The 20,003-nt window shown below is 62.1% G+C and carries 18 protein-coding genes; 8 read left to right on the top strand and 10 right to left on the bottom strand.

Annotated elements, in window-relative coordinates; translation table 11 throughout:
• The first annotated feature begins 4 nt into the window (after positions 1-4).
• From IPM16_10390 to IPM16_10355, 8 genes are read left to right on the top strand one after another with little or no spacing between them, the layout of a single operon-like run.
• Positions 5-871 (top strand): ABC transporter permease subunit, encoded by an 867-nt coding sequence (locus tag IPM16_10390; protein MBK9123509.1) that lies wholly within the window; start codon positions 5-7, stop codon positions 869-871.
• Positions 868-1,923 (top strand): ABC transporter ATP-binding protein, encoded by a 1,056-nt coding sequence (locus tag IPM16_10385; GenBank protein MBK9123508.1) that lies wholly within the window; start codon positions 868-870, stop codon positions 1,921-1,923. The genes IPM16_10390 and IPM16_10385 overlap by 4 nt, the downstream gene beginning before the upstream one ends.
• 6 nt (positions 1,924-1,929) lie before the next feature.
• Positions 1,930-3,114, top strand: coding sequence for an MFS transporter (locus tag IPM16_10380; protein ID MBK9123507.1), 1,185 nt, complete (start codon positions 1,930-1,932; stop codon positions 3,112-3,114).
• Positions 3,115-3,129: 15 nt separating this feature from the next.
• Positions 3,130-4,329, top strand: a complete 1,200-nt coding sequence (locus IPM16_10375) for a CoA transferase (GenBank protein ID MBK9123506.1) — start codon at positions 3,130-3,132, stop codon at positions 4,327-4,329.
• Positions 4,326-6,458, top strand: a complete 2,133-nt coding sequence (locus IPM16_10370) for a beta-galactosidase (protein ID MBK9123505.1) — start codon at positions 4,326-4,328, stop codon at positions 6,456-6,458. The genes IPM16_10375 and IPM16_10370 overlap by 4 nt, the downstream gene beginning before the upstream one ends.
• Before the next feature lie 57 nt (positions 6,459-6,515).
• Positions 6,516-7,331, top strand: a complete 816-nt coding sequence (locus IPM16_10365) for a TVP38/TMEM64 family protein (protein ID MBK9123504.1) — start codon at positions 6,516-6,518, stop codon at positions 7,329-7,331.
• The gene (locus tag IPM16_10360) at positions 7,324-8,736 is read left to right on the top strand and encodes an FAD-dependent oxidoreductase (GenBank protein ID MBK9123503.1); all 1,413 of its coding nucleotides are present in this window, start codon (positions 7,324-7,326) and stop codon (positions 8,734-8,736) included. The genes IPM16_10365 and IPM16_10360 overlap by 8 nt, the downstream gene beginning before the upstream one ends.
• Positions 8,733-9,341, top strand: a complete 609-nt coding sequence (locus tag IPM16_10355; GenBank protein ID MBK9123502.1) for a CDP-alcohol phosphatidyltransferase family protein — start codon at positions 8,733-8,735, stop codon at positions 9,339-9,341. Before IPM16_10360 ends, IPM16_10355 begins: the two co-directional genes overlap by 4 nt.
• A 142-nt stretch (positions 9,342-9,483) precedes the next feature.
• Here IPM16_10355 and IPM16_10350 read toward each other — a convergent pair whose 3' ends face one another.
• The 10 genes from IPM16_10350 to IPM16_10305 all read right to left on the bottom strand — a co-directional run bounded on the left by IPM16_10350 (position 9,484) and on the right by IPM16_10305 (position 20,000).
• Positions 9,484-10,125, bottom strand: a complete 642-nt coding sequence (locus tag IPM16_10350; protein MBK9123501.1) for a transposase — start codon at positions 10,123-10,125, stop codon at positions 9,484-9,486.
• A 95-nt stretch (positions 10,126-10,220) separates the two neighbouring features.
• Entirely contained in the window at positions 10,221-10,445 is a 225-nt protein-coding gene (locus tag IPM16_10345; protein ID MBK9123500.1) for a helix-turn-helix domain-containing protein, read from the bottom strand.
• Between the two features lie 96 nt (positions 10,446-10,541).
• Positions 10,542-11,570 carry a Gfo/Idh/MocA family oxidoreductase gene (locus tag IPM16_10340; GenBank protein MBK9123499.1) on the bottom strand — a complete coding sequence of 343 codons (1,029 nt, stop codon included), beginning with the start codon at positions 11,568-11,570 and terminating at the stop codon, positions 10,542-10,544.
• A gap of 10 nt (positions 11,571-11,580) precedes the next feature.
• The gene (locus IPM16_10335; protein MBK9123498.1) at positions 11,581-12,399 is read right to left on the bottom strand and encodes a sugar phosphate isomerase/epimerase; all 819 of its coding nucleotides are present in this window, start codon (positions 12,397-12,399) and stop codon (positions 11,581-11,583) included.
• A complete protein-coding gene (locus tag IPM16_10330) occupies positions 12,396-13,478 on the bottom strand; it encodes a hypothetical protein (protein MBK9123497.1) in 1,083 nt (360 codons plus the stop codon). Before IPM16_10330 ends, IPM16_10335 begins: the two co-directional genes overlap by 4 nt.
• A gap of 12 nt (positions 13,479-13,490) precedes the next feature.
• On the bottom strand, positions 13,491-14,342 hold the full coding sequence (locus IPM16_10325) for a semialdehyde dehydrogenase (GenBank protein MBK9123496.1): 852 nt from the start codon (positions 14,340-14,342) through the stop codon (positions 13,491-13,493).
• Positions 14,343-14,354: 12 nt separating this feature from the next.
• On the bottom strand, positions 14,355-15,734 hold the full coding sequence (locus tag IPM16_10320) for a four-carbon acid sugar kinase family protein (GenBank protein ID MBK9123495.1): 1,380 nt from the start codon (positions 15,732-15,734) through the stop codon (positions 14,355-14,357).
• Positions 15,731-16,987, bottom strand: coding sequence for a ribulose 1,5-bisphosphate carboxylase (locus IPM16_10315; GenBank protein ID MBK9123494.1), 1,257 nt, complete (start codon positions 16,985-16,987; stop codon positions 15,731-15,733). The genes IPM16_10320 and IPM16_10315 overlap by 4 nt, the downstream gene beginning before the upstream one ends.
• A complete protein-coding gene (locus tag IPM16_10310; GenBank protein ID MBK9123493.1) occupies positions 16,984-18,930 on the bottom strand; it encodes a hypothetical protein in 1,947 nt (648 codons plus the stop codon). Before IPM16_10310 ends, IPM16_10315 begins: the two co-directional genes overlap by 4 nt.
• A gap of 2 nt (positions 18,931-18,932) precedes the next feature.
• Positions 18,933-20,000: an ABC transporter permease gene (locus IPM16_10305; protein MBK9123492.1), complete on the bottom strand. Its 1,068-nt coding sequence runs from the start codon at positions 19,998-20,000 to the stop codon at positions 18,933-18,935.
• Positions 20,001-20,003 lie beyond the last annotated feature (3 nt).

The raw sequence follows: 20,003 nt of genomic DNA, 5'->3' as shown, positions 1-20,003 counted from the left end.
CGACATGACGCAATCGCGCCGCTCGCGCCCTCTGTTCTATTTCGCTGTCGTTGTCGTTCTGCTGCTGCTCGTCTTGCCCCTGATCGCCTTCATGATCAATGCGTTTGCTGTGCGTTGGTTCTACCCCCAGTTCATCCCGCAGGAATGGAGCTTGGATGCGTGGGAACGGATACAAGTTATCCCACCGGCTGGGCAGCGCGACCTGTCGACATGGCTCACGCTGTTAGGACGTAGCCCGGTCATCAATTCGATGGGCATCAGTCTTCTGATCGGCGGTGGCGTGACCGTGCTCTCAATCATCATCGGACTTCCTGCGGCTCGGGTGTTGGGGCTGCACCAGTTCCGCGGCAAGCGGATCATCGAATTCCTGATCCTCGCACCGACCATCGTCCCCGTGATCGCGTTCAGCCTCGGGCTCAACATCAACTTCATCCGCTGGGGACTGTCCGGAACGCCCTTCGGGGTCGCGCTGGTGCATCTGATCCCGGTGATGCCGTACGTTGTGCTCACCCTGTCGGGCGTGTTCGCCAACTACAATCCGGAGTTCGAAGCACAGGCGCGAACACTCGGTGCCGGTCCGATCCGCACGTTCTGGTACGTTACGCTGCCGGCCATTATGCCCGGGATCGTCGTCGCGGGCTTGTTCGCTTTCCTCGTGTCGTGGAGCCAGTACCTGCTCACGTTCCTGATCGGCGGTGGTCGGGTGATCACGCTGCCGCTGCTTCTGTTCTCGACGGCATCTGGCGGGAATAACGCCATCACGGCGGCCATGTCGCTGATCTTTATTGCGCCCGCCGTATTGACCCTGTTGTTTACCTCACGCTACCTCTCCGGCAATTCCGGCGCGGTCGGCGGCTTTGGACGGATATGACCCACATTCAACTTCAACACATCTCAAAGACGTTTCCCGGTATGGCGGTCCCGGCCGTCAACGACTTCAACCTTGATATCCCGTCCGGGCGGTTGATCGCCTTTCTCGGGCCGTCCGGCTGTGGTAAGACGACGACGCTACGTATGATCACTGGCTTGATCGAACCGACGTCCGGCGACGTCCTGTTCGACGGGGCCAGCGTGCTGCGCATCCCGACCGAGAAGCGCGGCGCGGTCATGGTGTTTCAAAACTACCTGCTGTTTCCGTACATGACAGTCGGTCAAAATGTTGGCTTTGGGCTCAAGATGCGAGGCGTCGACAAAAAGACGATTGATCGCCGCGTACAGGAGATGCTCGAGCTCGTCCAGCTGCCCAGCATTGTCGACCGCCGGCCCCGCGCGCTTTCCGGCGGCCAGCAGCAGCGCGTCGCGTTGGCGCGCGCGCTGATTACCGAGCCACGTGTGCTGCTGCTCGACGAGCCGTTGAGCAACCTCGATGCGCATCTGCGCGACGAAATGCGCGAACTCATCCTGCGCATTCAACGCAGCCTCGGCGTCACGACCATCTTCGTCACGCACGATCAGGAGGAGGCCGTGCTGCTGGCCGATCAAGTCGCGCTGATCTTCGATGGGGTCCTGCAGCAGTATGCGACGCCGGAAGCGTTCTACCGTCAGCCGATCAGCGAGCGCGCGGCCCGATTCTTTGGGGGCGTCAATTTCATCCCCGGCGAACACTCCGGCGATGCAATCGTCACGCCGGTCGGTACGTTCGCGTTTTCTGCCGCAGGCCGCGAGGCGGCGCCGTCTGGCACTGTCACCCTGACGATCCGGCCCGAGCAGATCGAGCTCGGCGTGTCGGACGGCCCGAACACCGTCGCGGCGACGTTGACGTCACACATCTATGTCGGCACCTACACCCGCTACAAGCTTCGGCTGGGCGAGTACGAAATTGAGGCGACCAAACCGGGAGACTTCGGCGACGGCCTGCACGATGGCGACACGGTGCGCGTGCGCTTCCCGTCCGACCGCCTGTGGGCTGTGGCGAGGACGTAATACGGCGTGGCGGTGGATGTGGAGATCACCTTCGCTCGGCGCCTGATTGCCGTCACCTGGCTGACGTACTTCTTCTTCTACGTCGGCCGGCTGAACCTGAGCGCCGCCCTCGATCCGTTGGCGGAAGCGCAAGACTGGAGCCGCGGCGAAGTTGGCATCCTGGGCACGTCCATGCTGTGGGCGTATGCCGTGGGGCAGATTCTCGCCGGCCAGCTCGGGACCCGCTTCAGCCCGCGGCGGATCGTTGCCTTCGGACTGGCGGTCACGGCGGCCGCGAACCTGCTGATGTCGGCCCAGTCCGCCCTGGCTGTGATGGTCGGCCTCGCCGCGCTGAACGGCGTGGCACAGGCGTCCGGCTGGGGCCCGATGCTGCGCATCGTCTCAGAGCGGTTGGGATCCGTGCGCAGCCAGGGGATCTCCATTCTGCTTTCGCTCAGCTACCAGTTCGGGTCGGCGTTTAGCCTCGCGTTCGCCGGTGCGATCATTGCGGCAGCGGGTTGGCGTGCCGGGTTTGCTGTCCCCGGCCTCGTCTTGATCGTCGTCTTGATCGGTTGGATGCGATGGTCGGACGATGTGCCGCCGCGGCCGGTTGGAGCGTGGCCGTCAGGCAGCTTGGGTGAAGACGTCCGTCTTCTCCTGCCGATCCTCGCCGGCGCGCTCGGGATGGGGTTTGTGTTCAATGGCGTCCTGCTCTGGACTCCAACTTATCTTCGGGACACCGGTGCCTTGAGTGACGCGGCGGCGGCAACGCTGGCTGGGGTCGTCCCGCTGCTTGGTGCGGCCGGCATGATTGTGGTTGGAATCGGCCTGCGCCGCACGCATGATCCGCTGCGCCTGATGCAGGTCTGTCTCAGTTTGCTCGTGGTATCACTGTTGGGTGCGGCCGCGACGGGCGGCGGCGTGCAGGTGATCTGGTATGCGGCGTCGGCTGTGGCGTTGGGCGGTTCGGTCGCGCTGCTGCTCGGCGCGGTTCCGCTCAAATTGGCCGCTCCAGGGCGAGCCGCCTCGGCGGCCGGACTGGTGACCGCGGTGCAGAATATCGGCGGCGGCGTCTCCGGGTTCGCGATCGGAGCGCTGACCGAGCACGCCGGCTGGCCTACGGTGTTTCTGATCTGGGTGTCGTTCGCCCTGATCGGCATCGTGACGACCCAATTCATGATACATCGGTTGGCGACTTCAATTACAGCATGAAGGTGACAGCGTCGTATGCGTGAAACGCCTCTTGCAGGCCTCAAAGTGATCGATCAGACCCAAGCTCTGGCCGGGCCATACTGCGCCATGATCCTCGGCGATCTCGGCGCGGATGTGATCAAAGTCGAGCGCCCCGGCACCGGCGACCAGTCACGTCAATGGGCGCCGCCCTACATCGGCGATCAGAGCTGCTACTACCTGGCAGCCAATCGCAACAAGCGCGGGATCGCGCTCAACGTGGCCGCGCCGGAAGGCCAAGACCTGCTGCACCGCTTGATAGCTGACGCGGACGTCTTTATGACCAACCTGCCGACCAGCCAATCGCTGCAGAAGTACCGCCTCGATTACGACACGCTCAGCGCACAAAATCCGCGCCTGATCTACGCGTCAATCAGCGGGTATGGGCGGACCGGCCCTCGGGCAGGGCAATCGGGTTACGACCTCGTCGCCCAGGCCGAATCCGGGACGATGGCGCTGACGGGTGAGGTGGACGGCGCGCCGATGCGCTTCCCGACGCCGATGGCGGACCTGACCTGCGGACTGTTCACCGTGATCGGGATTCTCGCCGCGCTCAACGCACGGCACCGCACGGGCCGCGGCCAGTTCATTGACCAATCGCTGCAAGAAGGCCAGCTGACATGGCTGGACAACTACGCTGGCGAATATTTCGCCACCGGCGAGGACCCGCCGCGCCGCGGCAACCGGCATCCCCAGGTCGTCCCCTACGAGGCCGTGCAGGGTGCCGACGGCGAATGGTTCATCCTCGGTGTCGGCTCGGACAACGTATGGCAGTCGTTCTGCGCCCATGTCGGCCGCGGCGATCTGGCCACCGACCCGCGCTTTGCGAGCAATAGTCAGCGCATCGCCCATTACGACGCGCTGCTGCCGACCGTGCGCGAGATCATCCGGCATAAGTCCAGCGGTCAGTGGCTCGAGGAGCTGCGGGCGGTCGGCGTGCCGGTCGGTCGAATCAACACCGTCGCGCAGGCGCTCGGCGATCCACACCTGCTCGAGCGCGGCATGATCGTCCAGCTTGAACATCCGGCGCTCGGGATCGTCAAGTCGATCGCCACGCCGGTGCACCTGTCGGATACGCCGCTGGCGTACTATCGCCACCCGCCGCGCCTCGGCGAACACACCGACGAGGTCCTGCGCGAAATCGGCCTCGACGAGGCTGCCCTTGCCCGCCTGCACCAACATGGAGTGATCGCATGACGCTGCTGCCGTTTGTCTCGATGGGGTCTTCGTATTATCCGCCGCACCATGACGCCGCCGATTGGGAACGCGATGTCCAGCGCATGGCCGAGGCGGGCCTCAATACGATCCGGACTGCTGAACTGCTGGCCTCGTGGGATCGCATCGAAAAGTTGCGCGGCGCGCCGGACTGGTCGTGGCTCGACCGAATCTTCGAGCTGGCGCACCGGTACGGGTTGAAGGTCATGCTCGGGACCGGGTCGTGCTGCCCGCCGATCTGGATCAAAGACCTGTATCCGGATATCCAAATCCTCTCGCGCGATGGCGTCCCGTATCCGACCGCGACGGTGTGGGGCTGGGCGGCCAAAGCCCACGAGGGGTACCGCGCGGAGGTCCGTCGCTACCTCGACCTGCTGATTGATCGCTACGGCGAGCACCCGGCGCTGCTGGCCTGGCAGGTCGACAACGAACCGGGGTTCCCGCTGATGAAGCGCGAGGGCAGCGCCAACGTCGATCACTACGACTACGGCATTCACTCGGTTCGCCGCTTCCGCGGCTGGCTGAAGGACAAGTACGGGGACATTGAGGCGATCAACGTCGCCTGGCGCTGGGATCCGACCCATTATCAGTACACCGATTGGGCGCAGATCGAACCGCCGCGCAGCATGCCCAGTGAATGGGGCGGTGTGACGATGTGGCTGGACTGGCGCAATTTCCAGTTCGACATGCTGGCCGAGTGGATCCAAATGCAGCACGATCAGATCAAAGCGCGATACCCGCACCATCCCACGATGACCAACATCTTCGCCTTCAGCGGGCGGGAGATCATGATGGCAATGGACGGCGACCGGCTGGCGCGCGCCGTCGATGCCATTGGGTATGACCTGTACCCGGGGATCGACGGGCGACTAAACGCGCAGCCCGAATATCTGGCGCTGTTCTGCGACTTCGGCAAGTCCAACGCCCGACGCAACAAGCGTGAGTTCTGGCTGCCCGAGGTCGAGAGCGGCCCAGTCGATGGGTGGGTCATGGGGCCGGACCACGATACGACCGGCGAGGACATCCTGCGCTACAACCTGGCCGGGCTGGCGCGCGGCTCCCGGCAAATCTTATATCAGGGTTACCGGGAATGGCCGTGCATCCCGATCCATTGGGGCGCGCTGGTCGACTTCCACGGCGCTCCAACCCCCCGCTATCATGCCGCGGCTCGGGTCAATCGTATGGTTGCCAGGCATGACGACTTCTTCAACCACTGCGAGCCGACGCCGGCCAAGATCGCCATCCTGTACGACCTCACAAATCACACGGCGCTGCACGGTATGGCCTCGGTGGATTTCCTCAGGCTTGCTCTGCGCGGAGCGTTCACGTCGTTATGGGCGCAGGGCTACCGGGTCGACTTTACAACGCCAGGCGAGGTCGAGCGCGGCGATCATGCGTACTCGGTCATCCTGATGCCGATGGTTATGACCATGCGCGACGAGACGGCTGCGGCGCTTGAGCGCTTTGTGGCTGGTGGAGGCACGCTGATCGCCTTTGCCAAGAGCGCGATGCTGGACGGCAAAGGCTGGAGCCATTCCGACCGTCCGGGTGCGGGTCTCTCGAAGGTGTTTGGAGTGCTGGAGACCCACATCTCCAAAGCGCCGGTCGAACGCCTCGCGATCACCATGGAGGATGGGACCAAAGTTGCCGGATATTGGCACAAGCAGTCGTTGACGCTCGCCGAAGGATGCCGTGTGCTGGGGGCGTTCGACAGCGATGGCGAACCGGCGGTCGTCGAGCATCAGTACGGGTCCGGACGCACGGTGTACTGCGCCACGCACCTCGATATGGCGGCCGGGCGCGATCTCGACAATATGGCCCTGCGGCGCGTGATGGCGCGCTTGGTGAGCAACGTCGCGCCGGAGGTAATGGTGCGGGCCGAAGAGGGTCGTGATGTCTCGCTGGTCGTGGAAGCCCGGCTCGTGCATCACGGTACGTCACGCGCGCTCATCGTCATCAACAACGGCGACAGTGATGTTCGCATCACGGTCGACTTCGATGGCCGCGCCGACGGCCCGTGGACGGACATCCTGTTCGAGGCAGGCGACTGGACTGGCGGACCACTTGATGTTCCGGCGTTTTCGGGCGGTGTGTGGCTGCAAAGGCGCTGACCCGCGGACGCATAGCACAGCAAACGCTAACGTAAGTCACCGCGGCCAGACCCCATCATGAGCAGAAGTGTGCCGCCCGACGGCGGCACGCCTCCCGTCTCCGAGGCCGAAAGTACGGTGATGTCCGATCCTCAGTCCGCACGTTCAGCGCGACTCATGCAGTGGGTGCTGTCTCGCCGCAGTGCACTGCTGGTGGTGGCGTTCTGGGTGGTGTTAATCCTGCTCACCCGGCAAGTCATGCAGGCGAACGGTCTGACGTTCAGTGCCTTGATTGATCGTCTTCAAGCCGTACTGAACGGCTCGTGGTATGGGCCGCTGCTGTTTGTCGTGGTCTATATCTTGCGTCCTTTCGTCCTGTTCCCAGCCTCGCTGCTGACAATCCTCGGCGGGAACACGTTCGGGTTGGCGGCGGGCTTCGTGTATGTCCTGATCGGCGGAACGCTCTCGGCCTTAATCCCGTTCCTGATCGGGCGTTCGTTTACGTCGGACGAGACGCCAACAATGGCGCAGGACTCGCGCCTCAGCCGATTTGTGGGGGTGTTGACGCGCAACCCGTTTCAGGCGGTACTGGTCATGCGCCTGCTGTATCTGCCGTATGATGCCGTCAGCGTACTGGCGGGCACGCTTCGTATTCCGGTCCTTGCATTCTTCGCCGCGACGGCCATCGGCAATCTGGGCGGCACGCTCTCGTTTGTCGGGATCGGCGCGTCGCTCGAAGGCGGCCTCAGCAGTGGCGATTTGACCGTGAACGCCGAGTCGTTGGTGTTCTCGCTTGTCATTTTGATCGTGAGCCTCGGCCTCTCGTACGTCCTGAATCGAATCAACAACCGCGACTCGTTGACGCCTGTCGGGGAGGAGCTGGGACATGACTGAGGTGTACGATGTGGCGGTTATTGGCGGCGGATCGGCCGGCTTGACAGCCGCGTCGTTCAACGGCGAACTGGGGCGCAAGGTCGTGCTGATCGAGCGCGAGTACATCGGCGGTGACTGCACGTGGTCGGGCTGTATGCCCAGCAAGGCGCTGCTGCACGTGGCCAAGCTGGCGCACGCGGTGCGTATTGCGCCGGACTACGGGGTGGCGGTCGGCTCAGCGGCTGTCGATATGCAGGCTGTTCGCGATTATGTGCAGAGCGTCATTCGGGAGGTGTATCAACACGAGACACCGGAGGCGGTCGCGAAACGCGGCGTAGAGACCATCACCGGTGAGGCGCGCTTTGTCGATCCGCATATGGTACGTGTCGGTACGCGCCAGATTCAAGCGAAGACGTTCATCATCGCCACCGGCGGACGGCCTGCGGTTCCACCGATCCCCGGCTTGGATAAAGTGCCGTTCAAGACCAACCGCGACTTCTTCGACAACGACCGCCTGCCGCGCCATCTGTTGATTATGGGCGCCGGCCCGATCGGTATGGAGATGGGGCAGGCGTACCGCCGGCTTGGTGCGCAGGTCACGCTCATCGGCGATCAGGTAATGCCGCGCGACGACCGCGACGCGGTGGACGTGCTGCGGCGCGTGTTTGCCGACGAAGGCATCACGATCGTCGAACAGCTTGTGACGGCGGCCGCGGCGAACGGCGACGAGATCACGCTGACGCTCAAGGACGGCGCGATGGTTACGGGGGACATGCTGCTGGTGGCCGTGGGCCGTACGCCAAACGTCGATACGCTTGATCTGGAACGTGCCGGCGTGATGTATTCCAATCAAGGTATTGCGGTGAACGACCACCTGCAGACGAATGTCCCGCACATCTACGCCATTGGCGATGTTACGACTGGGCCCAAGTTCACGCACTATGCCGGCTTTCAAGGGGCGGTAGCCGGCCGCAACGCGCTTCTTCCAGTCGGCAAGGCGAAAGGCCATGATGAAGTTGTGCCATGGGTGACGTTTACCGATCCGGAAGTTGCGCACGTAGGTATGACCGAGCAAGAGGCACGGGTGAAATACGGCGATGCCGTGAAAGTGCATGTCATGCTGACCGCGCTCGGTGACCGGACGGTTGCAGAAGACGACATGGACGGGTTCATCAAGCTGGTCTATCGCGGACGCGGCGAACTGCTCGGCGCCACGGTGGTCGCTGACCGCGCCGGCGAGATGATCCTTGAGTATCAGCTCGTCATCAAAACGGTCGTGAGCTTGCGCACCATGACCAGCATGATCCACGCCTATCCGACGTACTCGGATGTCGCGCGCAAGGCGTTGGCCCGGGTGCTGGTCAAGGAGCTGCTTGAAAGCGTGGCGGGAAGACTGTTCAAACGAGTTGTGAGACTGTTCGGATGATTGATTCTACCCTGCGTCGCGCAAAAGATACGGTGTATCGGCCATTTGCGCGTGAGGCCGGACGCTACCTCTCTCCGTTGACCATCACCGCTGCGGGCGGGATCGTCGGGCTTGGGGCCGCTGTCGCCGGGTGGCAGGGCAGTATGGTGCTCGGGCTGCTTTTGTGGTGGGCGAACCGGGCGCTCGATGGCCTGGATGGGTCTGTCGCCCGCGCGACTGGCCGCCAGTCCGTCTTTGGCGGATATGTCGATCAACTGGTCGATTTCGCGATGTACGCCGTCATCCCCATCGGTCTCACCCTGCGCGCACCATCGCTGGAATTGTTCCTCGCACTCGCGTTCCTGCTGGGTACGTTCTATATCAACGCTGGCGCGTTTCTCTATTTGAGCTCGATCCTCGAACAGCGCAACAGCGGCGCGCGCCAGCGCGGCGACCTCACCACCGTCCACATGCCGCGCGGGATTATCGAAGGCTTCGAGGCGATCGTGTTCTACAGCCTGTTCTTCCTCTTTCCTGGTCAGCTTCAGACTTTGTTCGTGGTGCTCGGCGCGCTTGTCCTGGTCACTGCGGCACGTCATTTAGTATGGGCAAGCAGGAACCTGTAAGCGGCTTCACGGTGCGCGGTTTCGTCCGCCAACGCCTTGCGCTGCCGGGATCGACGTGATACTGCGCCTGGGTGCTTGAGTAACCTAGACCGGCGCGGGCACCACAGCTAACCCGTCGTTTGTGTGATTTGGGAAGACGGTTTCACTCCCCAAGGTAGATGTAGATGCCGAGTCGGCGCAGATGCAGATACTCCTTTACGGCACTGAACGCCTCGTCTACGACTTCCCAATGCGGCACTTTGGATACCCGTTCCGTCAGCCGTTCCGTTGGCGGCTTACCCAACACGCCGTGAATCCGCTCGTAGTTGTAATTCCAAACCGAATCACAAAGAAGAAGGTCGAGCTTCTGAAGGTCAGCATTGTTCAGATCAACGGTCGGGTAGAATTCATCTAAGATTGTCTGCTGGACCCGCTCAACTTTGCCGTTGAGATGAGGTGAGCGTGGTGGGACAGGCCGCCACTTGGTGCGGAGGAAGGACAACATCTCCTGGACATCGTAGGCGGTGAATTCTGTACCACGGTCAGTCTGGATGCGCTGGACCGGAAAAGGCATTGCTTGAATGACATCTTCGAGAAATTCGCGCGAATTCTCAGCGTTTCGACGGGAGTAAAGAGCCGTCTGCAGCCATCGGGTGCAGTCATCGATAGCCGTGTATTGATAGATGCCGGGCGCAATCTTAATGGTGTCAACATGCACCCGTTCCCCAGGTATAGGCCGCGTATAGCGCTCCCCTTGGCTGTATCGCCTCTGCCGACGCAGCGCTTTCGCCTCTTGTTCGGTCAAGACTGGTGCAGGGTAGAAAGCGATAACTTCAGGCGATGTAGACGCAATAGTTCACTTTGAATACGTCGGACGCCCAGATTTCTGGCGTTGCGCAGCTACATGATCCAGCCGACCTGCTGAGCCTGCACCTTCTGACCAGGTGTGGGCAGGGGACGATGACTTCGGCTGCGCAATCCGTCTTCTCTCTCTGCTTGAAAGCGTCTGATCCACTTTCGCAACGTTGGTCGCGAAATGCCACAGCGGCGACAGGTCATTCCTGCATCACCCGTTTCCAAATACAACTTCACCCATCCGAGGCGCTGCTTCTGTTCCCGATCCATCGATGCACTACTCCTTGATCTATGAGTAATGATCTCTCCGAATCACACAAGCCGCGCAGGACGTTTCGAGTTGGACGCCACGGGTATAGTTACATGCTAGACAAGCGAAACAACCTGATTCGCGGCAGCAGACTCGTACGACTTGAAGACGAGCTGCATCGACTTGAGGTTGTCCACGCCGGATGTCTCACCTGGTTCAATCCCCTTGAGCGCACGCGCGATGTTCAGCTGTGCCGGATAAATGCTGGAGTGCACTTGATCGTACGCCGGGTCGGCCCACTCGAAGCGCGGCGGGCGATGCCGCTCAGATGTCGTATGGCCGCCAACGGTTTCACGGATCCAGAAGTCGGGTGCCAGCTCCAGGAAACCGGATGCGCCCTCGACCTGAATGTACGTCTCCGGGAAACGGTCGTGTTCGCGCGGGCTGGCATAGCTCATCATGCACACAACGGCAGCACCGCTCTCCATTGCCAACGTGACAGTTGCGACATCCTCGCCCTTGATGTCTGGGTGGACGCGGTATGTCTGGCAGTACAGCGAAACCGGCTCGCCGAACAGGAAGCGGGCGGTGTCCAGAATGTGGCTGCCGATATCGGTCAGGATGAACTGTTCGAGCTCCTTGAGGAAGGGCTGATTGTCGAACACCGGGAAGCTGTTGCGATAGTCGATCACGGCGCGGAACACGGTGCCGATGCCGCCGCGATCGAGCGCCGACTTGAACGCGCGTATCGGGTACTGCCAGCGCCAATTCTCGTTGATGTACAGCGGAACCCCGGCGGTTGCGCATGTCTGAACGAGCGCTTCGCACTCCGCGAGGGTCGTCGCCATTGGTTTTTGACACACCACCGGCAGGCCGCGTTCGGCGGCCATTTTGGTGAGCGGATAGTGTGTTTCAACTGCCGTGCAGATGTCTACGAAATCGACCTGTTCATTGTCGAGCAACGCCTCGGCGCTGTCATAGACGGACTCCTCCGGTATGCCGAATTGTGCCGCCAGGCGGAGGGCTTTTGATTTGGTGCGATTGTACAGTGCGACACATTCGACTTCACCGGTCTGCAGCCAGCCGCCAAGCTGAAAGGTCGACCAGAATCCAGTTCCGAACATCGCGAAACGCAGTTTTGACATGGTAGTTCCTTCAGTCCGTGATAAGGGCGCGCAAATAGCCGACGCTTTGAGATACCCAGTCGCGCTCGGTGTCAATCGTGGCCTGCATCGTCGCTTGCGGGGGTAACCACGTCTCAATGACCGCGTTGAACGACCGGCCGAATGCGCGCAATGAGTTGAGTAGCCGCGGGATGTCCAGCATCCCCTGACCGGCTGGCGCACCGGTTACCTCGAACCCCATGTTGTGTGGGGCACGTCGGACAACAAACTCCTTCAAATGCAGGTTGACCACGAATGGGCCGAGCGCGGCAACAACGACATCCGGCCCTTCCAACGCCCCGAACGAATTGACGGTATCGAGGCAGATGCCAACGTGCGGGTCGTCCAGGGTTCGCATGATATCGGCCAGCGCGGTCGCCTTGAAGCGATCGTGATTCTCGATAGCGAGCGTAATGCCTGCCGAATGCAGGTCCGGCAGGACGGCACCGACCAAGTCGATGACCTCAGCCGGATCCGGGTGATGAGCGGCTGTATCGACCACCACGCGCAGAATCGGGGAGCCGAAGTAGTGCGCGATCTCCATGTAGGTTCGTAAGTGATCCGTCGCGATCCCGCGCGTGCCGACCTCGATAGAGATTCCAGACGCGCTTGCACGGTCGCACAGCGCCTTGCGTGCTTGGGGATCGAGCGCATCGAGCGGCAGATTGTCCGCATACTGCACAAGCTGCAGGCCGAGCGACCTGGCGAATTCGAGCAATCCCATCGGGGTTATGGGGTTTTCCGGCTGTGCGTAACCGTGGACGCCAATACCCCATGCAACTCCATAACTACCTAGACCGAGTTTTGTCATGTTGTGCTTCCTAACAGGTCGCGCGCGACTGCATCAATCTGTGCGCGCTTGCCGACATACGTCCACAATGCCAGTGCGTCGGAGACGGTACGCCGGCCAACCGTACCCTCCGTGCCAATGGACCTCCCGCTGCATTCCATCTCGCAGAAGGGTTGGCCGTTATTCGACGTGCCGCCGTCGTTATACACATGCACCGAGTGACCCCGATTGCCGGGTTGGTCAGGCGGCTCTTCCACGTAAACATTGGCCGGGTCGTTGAAGAAGTTACGAATAATCAGATAGGCTCGACTATCAGGGAAGGATCCCAGATAACCCATGCGGCCCGTCATACATAACGCCTTGTAGCCGATCTTGAACTGACTACGCCCATCCAGCGGCAGATGGAGTACGCTGCCGCTGGTGGTCTGGGCAAAGCCCGGTGCGCTTCCGACATATGTCGATGATCGCACCATTCCGACGACCGGGATCAGCAGCGTGCCGCCTGCGTTGAGCTGCACAAGATTCCACATCTCCACCGGAACCGGCAAGTCGCTATCGAGTGAGGACAGCGTGACGTATTGTTCATAGCCGGCATAGGTGATACTGTTCCCGAACTGCGAGCCGACATCGAGCGGATCTTTCGATGGCAGAAGGGTTCGAACAAGACGCAGGCGCGCGCGTCCGAGCTCGGCGCCGTGACGATACGCTGTCAGCGACATATTGGCGCTGAGCGACACCTTATCGCCATTGACACCGAGCTCATAGGCGCCCGGGTCCATAGCGTATGGTATCTGCCAGGTCCCGGCGAAGTCGCGCCGGTCGCGTACATTGAACGAGATTTCAGGGGCAATCCAGCAGCGGTCGCCACCGAGGTTCCACGCCCATCCGTCAGTGCGTGCGGTGAAGGCACGGAACGCTTCGGACGAGTCGAACGCGCTGCTGGTCCATAGTAGGTTTGCGCCGCCGTCAGGCGGAAAGACTCCCAGCACACGGCCGCCGCGCCGGGTTACTAGCGCTACAGCCCCAGCGCCGAGCGGCAAGGTATGATAGTCCTCCCCGACTGCCGCGAGCACTGCCTGATAGTGTGCCAGACCAAACACGCCTGCGCCTCCTTACCGATCGAGGCTGTCTGTGATCTCGGCCACACTGACCTTCAGCGCGTCGAGATTCATGATGCGTTCCTTCCAATCGGGCTTGAAGATCTTTTCGTAGGCGTTGCGGATCGCCAGCTTGGCGCCGTCGCTGAAGGGGAAGCCCGAAAAGCCGAAAATGATGGCGAATTCGATGCGCGCGTGGCCGGACAGAAACTCCCAAGCTGCTTCAGCCGGCACGCCCATCTCGACAGCTGCGTCATAGGCTTCTTTGATCGCGGAGATACAGGTCGCCGCGAAAGTTTCGACCAGCGCCGGCTCGAGGATCGCCATCTGCTCGACGGTGATGCGATAGTTGTTCAACACGGGTGCGTACATGTCGCGCGCGAGCTGGTCGCCTTTGGCCCAGTCGGCCTCCGGGCCGCGATGCAGGGCCGAGACAATATGATGCTTGGCTTTAACACCACCGAACCAGTCGGTGCGGGCGTCTTCCGTCACCTCGTCGTTGAACAGCGGCGGATGGCACGGGTGCGAGACATAGTACGTGAGGTCGGAACGCAGTGGAATGACTTCGGCGTAGGCCGCTGCCGGGTCGAGGCTGACAACCATCGCGCCGGGTTTCAAGTCCTCGATCATGCCACGTGTAATCTTGCCGATCAGGCGATCGGGGAGGGCAAGAATGACCGCATCGGCGTCTTTCAGCGCAACGTCCTGTGGCGTTGGTTTCAGCCCACGCTTGGCAAGGTTTGCCACGCCTACCTCGCTGACCTCAATATACGACATGTCGTAGCGGTCAGGCAGTTTCATCAGGTTATCTGTGAGCCGCTGGCCCATCTTGCCGCCCGCGCCCATTAGTGCAACTTTCATCGTCATGGTGTTGTTCTCCTAAACGAAACCCTGTCGAATGCTTCCGAAGTAATCTGGCTTGCCCACTTGACCGGCCTTTAGCGAGATCTCCAGCCCGTCGAAGGCCGGATCGCCGGAGTAGGCGCGGCAAAGTGGCGCGCCCGGAGCGACCGGCATGACCGCGCTCAGAGCGTAGATTCCGAGCTGACGTGCGCTGTAACCACACGTGTCACCACCGGTAACGATGGCGCGGCGCAAGCCTGTACGTTCAAGGATCGCGCGCAAAATCATGCCTTGCTGCGTGCCGAGGCGTTGACCGACCGACTGCGGATCGACCGACATGCGGGCGAGATGCGCCTTGGTCTCGCTGATATGCGGGTCGTCCGGCCCAAGCGCACTGTAAAGCACCACGCTGGCGCCGGAGCCGATCAGGCTTACGGCCTGAGCGACCGAGGCTTCACGCTCGCGGTCGGCCGATTCACGGTCGACCAGCTGGGCGGCGTTCAGTCGGATCATCGCGTAGCCGTTGGCTTCGGCCCAGCGGAGCTGATCGGCAGTGGCGGGTGCAGCGCTTCCGGACACGACGACGAGTTGGTCGACCGAGGCGACAGACGACGGCGCGCTCGACTCGCCCGAACCGCCGAATGCACGTTCCAGTGTAATCGCCTTCTCGATGCCGGACGATCCGACCAGAAACAACGGGCGACTGCCGTCATGCCCCGACGACAGTTCAAAGAGCAAACACCCAATCGCGGCTAGATGCTCGTCATCGATCGTGTCGAACACTACAATCTGCGCGCCGTTGTCCTCGAGTCGATCGTAGTAGGCGCGCCGCTCGGCGTACGGCATACCGAGATGCAGGACGTTCATCGCCGCGATCCGCCGTGTCGTCTGTTCACCCAGATGGAGCCGGAGATCGGCCTCGGTCATGGGTGTGACCGGATGCCGGCTCATCGTCGGGTGCCGATCGAGGCGATAGGTCGTGTCGTCGACCCGCGCGAACAGGTTGCTGAACGCGACGTAGCGCCGCAGGAACGGAGCGCCGATGATCAGCGGAACAGTCTGCTCTCCGAAGATGCGCAGACCCGTCTCGATCGCTTGACCAATGCTGCCGACGGTTGGCGAAGAGTCGAACGTTGAGCAGACCTTGTAGTGGAATATGGGGGCGTCGAGCGCCTTGAGCGCAGAGAAGATCGGCGGCAGTTCGTGATCCATCTGCGACGGGCTCATGCTGCGGCTGACGCCGGCGACGCCGACTGCCCGCACGTTGGGAAACTGCCGCTCAAGTACGTCCGGGGAGGGCGGCTCAAGGAAAAGCAGCGCCGGGATGCCCGCCCATTCCAGCACCTCCATGACGTCCGTGGAGCCGGTAAAGTCGTCTCCGTAGAACGTCAGCAACAAACGACGATCGCTTGTCACGGCCCAAACCTTTCTAACGCGCTTGCAAGATCCGAGTGTGTGCGCGCGTATTCGCTGAGAGTGACGCCGCTGGCAGCAGCAGCCCACGCTTGTTGAAGCGCCCGGACTCCGGCCGCCGGGCCGCCGGGATGTCCTACAATGCCACCACCGGCAAGGTAGAGCCAGTCGGTGCTGCCCAGCGCATGATACGTGTCAGGGATCTGCTTGGCCGACTGTCCTGAGGAAAAGACCGGCATGGTTGCAGCGCCAATTCCAGGGATCGGCGTGAGCACGTCACGCGCCGCCTCGATCACGCTGCCATCTGTTTCGCAGAACTTGTTGCGCAAGCCATTGACGTGCAGATGATCGACCCCAGCCAGGCGCATGAACTTCGAAAAGGCCGGATACGCCATGCCCAGAAGAGGGTGGCGGCTTAACATGCCCCAGCCCGCCCTGTGCCCGTGTATCGGAAGCTGGGCGTGACGGCGTAGTTCGGTAACGCCTACCAGCCCGACAGAAATCATGTTGACCATGACGCAGGTGCCGCCGTGCGCAAGCACCGTGTCATGTCCGCGCTTCATCGCGTCGAGATCACCGGTGACGTTGAAGGCATACATCACCTTCTTGCCGGTCCGGTCGGCGTGGTCGTTGATGACGCGCATGACCGCGGCCACGCGCGCGCTGAGCGGCGAGTGCGGAGAATCGGTTTGAAGCTCGTCATCCTTGACGAAGTCCAATCCAGCGTTCGCCAGGGTACGGACGAGGTCCGCTGTTTGTTCCGGTGTCAGACCGACGCTCGGCTTGACAATGGTGCCGAACAGCGGGCGGTCTTCAACACCCGAGAGCCGCCGAGTTCCCGCACTGCCAAAGGCTGGCAGAGGATACGCGCTGCCGATGTCGGGCGGAATCTCGACGTCGAGCAGTTTAAGACCGCTGAACGGTCCAAGCTCGAAAAGATTGCCGGCCACCGCTGTGAACAGGGTTGTCAGCGAGGGGCCGATGTTGTCATAGGGAAATGAAAGGGTGACGTGGGCGCGGTGGTACGCGGTGTTTCCGTTCTCAGGCGGTTTGCTGCCCGGGAGCGACGGCGCGTGCACCGGCTCAAGCGGTTCGAGTCGTTCGACCTGCGCGCCGTGCGCCGCCAGCAGTTCGGGTGTCTCGCCGGGTACTTTCACGAACGTCCCAGCGCTTTGCTCGCCAGCCATCATCTCTGCGGCTTGCGCCGGGTCGTGGGCGGTCTCGATCAAGTAATGCGCGCGAATTCGTGGAGTCATGACGTGCCATCCAGGTCGATACGCGCGATGGCGTACGGCAGCAGTTCGAGGTGTAGACCGGCAGCGGAGGCGGACGCGGCGTGGCCCGGTTCCCGGCGGAAGCGCTCGGGATCGATTGTCGCCATCTGGGCAGACGTCTCGTCGAGCTGCTTGACCATAGCAGAGCCAACAATCCCGTCGAGGGTCACACTGGCCGATTCGGCCGTGTGGTTGGCGACCAAGACGCGCACACGTGTGCCCGAACGGAGTGCCAGTGCACTCAATTCGAGCGGGTGCGACACTGTACATTGGAGGACGTCACCGCCCGCAAACTCGGCCGTGTCGGCAAAGACGTGATACATCGGGAAGACGGCGCCGGCTGTGGACGGAAACAGCTCGGGCAGCGATGAACCGGCCTCGCGCTCCATCACACCCAGCCAACCGGTCGTTTCGAAGAACGTGAGGCTGCAGCATCCGGCGCTCCCCAGTGATGCGAGCGCACCGACCGTCCAGCCGGCGCCGAACAGAGACATCTGTCGGACATCGACTTGTCGCGGCAACTGGCCGGTGGGTGTGGGTCCTTCGGGGGCCGTAGCGTCGGGGTTCCAGCGGATCTTGAACGTGACGGGAGACACGGCGATGGTCGGAACAGGCGAAAAGCCGCGCGCCGAGTGGACCGTCTCGCGTATGACGGGCAGCGTCTCGACCAGCGAAGCGTTGTCGAATGCGTGCACCTGCGGGTTGACCGAGTACGCCACGAACTGCAGATTGCGGCGCTCGACATCGCTGAGCATCGAGACGTCGGGCCGGATTCGGTTGAGCTGTGTGAAATAGCCGTTGGTGCCGGTTCCGAGCGCAAGCGGAAGCCCCGCCAGAGCGCGAACGCCCGCCGCTATCGTTTCCGGACTGGCTGCCAGCTCGCCGTCACGCAGCACGATGATCGCGCCGCGTAAGCCGCGGGACTCGATCAGGTCGCGAACGTATGCGAGATCAGTGGCACGGTCGCCTGTGCTGAGGTGCACGGCGATTTCCAGGTCAGCGCCTACCGCCTGCGCCTGTACCCATGCGTGGTCGAGAGCGGCGGCAGCGCTGCCGTCGAGCCGCAGATCGACGCGCAAGTGCGCCGGGTGCAGCGCCTTCAAACGCTCGATTTCGCGCGGGGTCAATCCGTCACCGTGCGACGCGACGGCAAAACCGATCGGCGGGAGGGTCGCGGCCGGTGTCGATGACACACGGATTGTATGGGACGTATCCTGAGTCTCCACCGCTGGCGCGCTTCCGATCATCCTGAGCGTAACCGACTGGCGGACGCGCGTACCGGCTTCGAGGGCGACCGGGAACGGCAGGCCCAGAGGCGTGCAGTACGTTTTGAACGACGCGTCGATCCAGTTGCGCTGATCCTCCATCTCGAAGGCATCGCCCTCCATGCGTGTTTCGGCACGCAGGCCGGGCGCAACGTGATGGGTGATGGCGCGAATATCGAAGAACGGCTGATGCGGTGCGATGTCGCGCGGGAACACGCTCTCGGTAAGCGAACCATCCGTGTGTTCAATCGTGAGTGGAACGCCGGCGAGGTCCATGGGGTGCAGCACACAGAAACCGATCCGATTGCGCTGGAACGCTGTGAGCGCTTCACCGTCGAACTCGAACGTCAGCGTGCTGTCGGCCGTTCCGGTAATCACGCCAGACCAACGGAAGTGCACTGTTCCCTGCTGGTGGTCGCTCACGAACGACAGTCGGAACGAGTCGGTGAATTGCTCCAACTGCACGTCGCGCAGTTCACCCGGCACGGTGCCCCAGTTGCGGTCGCGCACGGCGGCATAAATGGCGCGCAGGACCTCGATAGTGCCGAGGCGCACGTAGCGTACCATGCCGGCTTCATACTGCAGTGTCAGCTGGCCTGCCCGCAGCAAAAGACGGTCAGGCGCGGGCTTGCCGGAACCGTCAAATATCCGCGGGAGCATGGCTAGTCTCCGGCTTCAGCGTGACTAGACCCCGCCACGGGTGAGTGAAGCGGACGAATGAACCTTCGCTTCAGCTTCTTGATGTTGGCCTCACGGAGGCTGTCGAAGAAGATCGCAAGGAAGATGACGAATGCGCGTGCCATCGGCTGCAAATACAGGTTGACCAGATTGAACTGTAGACCTGTTCCAACCATTTGGATGAGCAGCGCGCCGACCACGGTTCCGAACACGTTGCCGACGCCACCGAACAGGCTTGTCCCGCCGAGTACGGCCGCCGCAATGGCGTCGAACTCGCGGGTTTCGCCGAAGCTGCGGTCGACCCGGCCCCCAAGTTGAGAGGCCAAAATGAACCCGGCTAGTCCGGCGCACAGGCCGGAGATGATGTATACCATCGCTAGCGTGCGATCGGTATTGATACCGGCTTTCTTGGCCGCTTCGATATCGTTGCCGACCGCGTAAACCTGCCGGCCGAACTGCGTGCGTGTAAGGACAAACCACGCGGCAATGACGACGGCCGCAAAGAAGACGATCGGCATCGGAATGAAGCCCAGCACCTGCGTTTGGCCGAAGGCGTTCATGCGCTCGGGAAAGTCAATCTGCTGCGACTCGGTGAGTGCCGTGCCAAGGCCGCGCCCGATGACGAGCGTCGCGAGCGTGGTCATGAACGGGATGATCTTGAGCCGGACGATGCAGAACGCGTTGAACGCCCCAAACAACATACCGACCAGCAGCGAGACGATCATGGCCGGAACGATGTCGAGGCCGCTGGAGCGCATCAAGAGGCCGGCGCAGACGACCGACAGGTACATGTTCGACCCGACCGACAAATCGATGCCGGCGGTCAGCAGCACGAACGTCATACCGACGCCGATGATGCCCGCAAACACGGCAGCCTGCTTAATGATGTTGAGGATGTTCTCAGGCAGCCAAAAGCGCGGAAACTCGAGCCCGGTGTCGCCGATCACAGTGCGCGGCGACGACAAGCCGAAGATCACGAACACGGCGACAAACAGGATGAGGGTCGAATTGTTGAGCAAAAACTGCCACAGGCGTGTCAGGAACTGTCGCATGAC

Origin of the sequence: Candidatus Flexicrinis affinis, assembly GCA_016716525.1 — a bacterium.
In the GTDB taxonomy this organism is placed as follows: domain Bacteria; phylum Chloroflexota; class Anaerolineae; order Aggregatilineales; family Phototrophicaceae; genus Flexicrinis; species Flexicrinis affinis.
This window is presented reverse-complemented; position numbering and strand designations above follow the sequence as displayed.

Excerpts from the sequence above, each read along its gene's own strand:
- IPM16_10390 (MBK9123509.1), top strand. The coding sequence starts at position 5 with ATGACGCAATCGCGCCGCTCGCGCCCTCTGTTCTATTTCGCTGTCGTT.
- IPM16_10385 (MBK9123508.1), top strand. The coding sequence starts at position 868 with ATGACCCACATTCAACTTCAACACATCTCAAAGACGTTTCCCGGTATG.
- IPM16_10375 (MBK9123506.1), top strand. The coding sequence starts at position 3,130 with ATGCGTGAAACGCCTCTTGCAGGCCTCAAAGTGATCGATCAGACCCAA.
- IPM16_10370 (MBK9123505.1), top strand. The coding sequence starts at position 4,326 with ATGACGCTGCTGCCGTTTGTCTCGATGGGGTCTTCGTATTATCCGCCG.
- IPM16_10365 (MBK9123504.1), top strand. The coding sequence starts at position 6,516 with ATGAGCAGAAGTGTGCCGCCCGACGGCGGCACGCCTCCCGTCTCCGAG.
- IPM16_10360 (MBK9123503.1), top strand. The coding sequence starts at position 7,324 with ATGACTGAGGTGTACGATGTGGCGGTTATTGGCGGCGGATCGGCCGGC.
- IPM16_10355 (MBK9123502.1), top strand. The coding sequence starts at position 8,733 with ATGATTGATTCTACCCTGCGTCGCGCAAAAGATACGGTGTATCGGCCA.
- IPM16_10345 (MBK9123500.1), bottom strand. The coding sequence starts at position 10,445 with ATGGATCGGGAACAGAAGCAGCGCCTCGGATGGGTGAAGTTGTATTTG.
- IPM16_10340 (MBK9123499.1), bottom strand. The coding sequence starts at position 11,570 with ATGTCAAAACTGCGTTTCGCGATGTTCGGAACTGGATTCTGGTCGACC.
- IPM16_10335 (MBK9123498.1), bottom strand. The coding sequence starts at position 12,399 with ATGACAAAACTCGGTCTAGGTAGTTATGGAGTTGCATGGGGTATTGGC.
- IPM16_10325 (MBK9123496.1), bottom strand. The coding sequence starts at position 14,342 with ATGACGATGAAAGTTGCACTAATGGGCGCGGGCGGCAAGATGGGCCAG.
- IPM16_10315 (MBK9123494.1), bottom strand. The coding sequence starts at position 16,987 with ATGACTCCACGAATTCGCGCGCATTACTTGATCGAGACCGCCCACGAC.
- IPM16_10310 (MBK9123493.1), bottom strand. The coding sequence starts at position 18,930 with ATGCTCCCGCGGATATTTGACGGTTCCGGCAAGCCCGCGCCTGACCGT.
- IPM16_10305 (MBK9123492.1), bottom strand. The coding sequence starts at position 20,000 with ATGCGACAGTTCCTGACACGCCTGTGGCAGTTTTTGCTCAACAATTCG.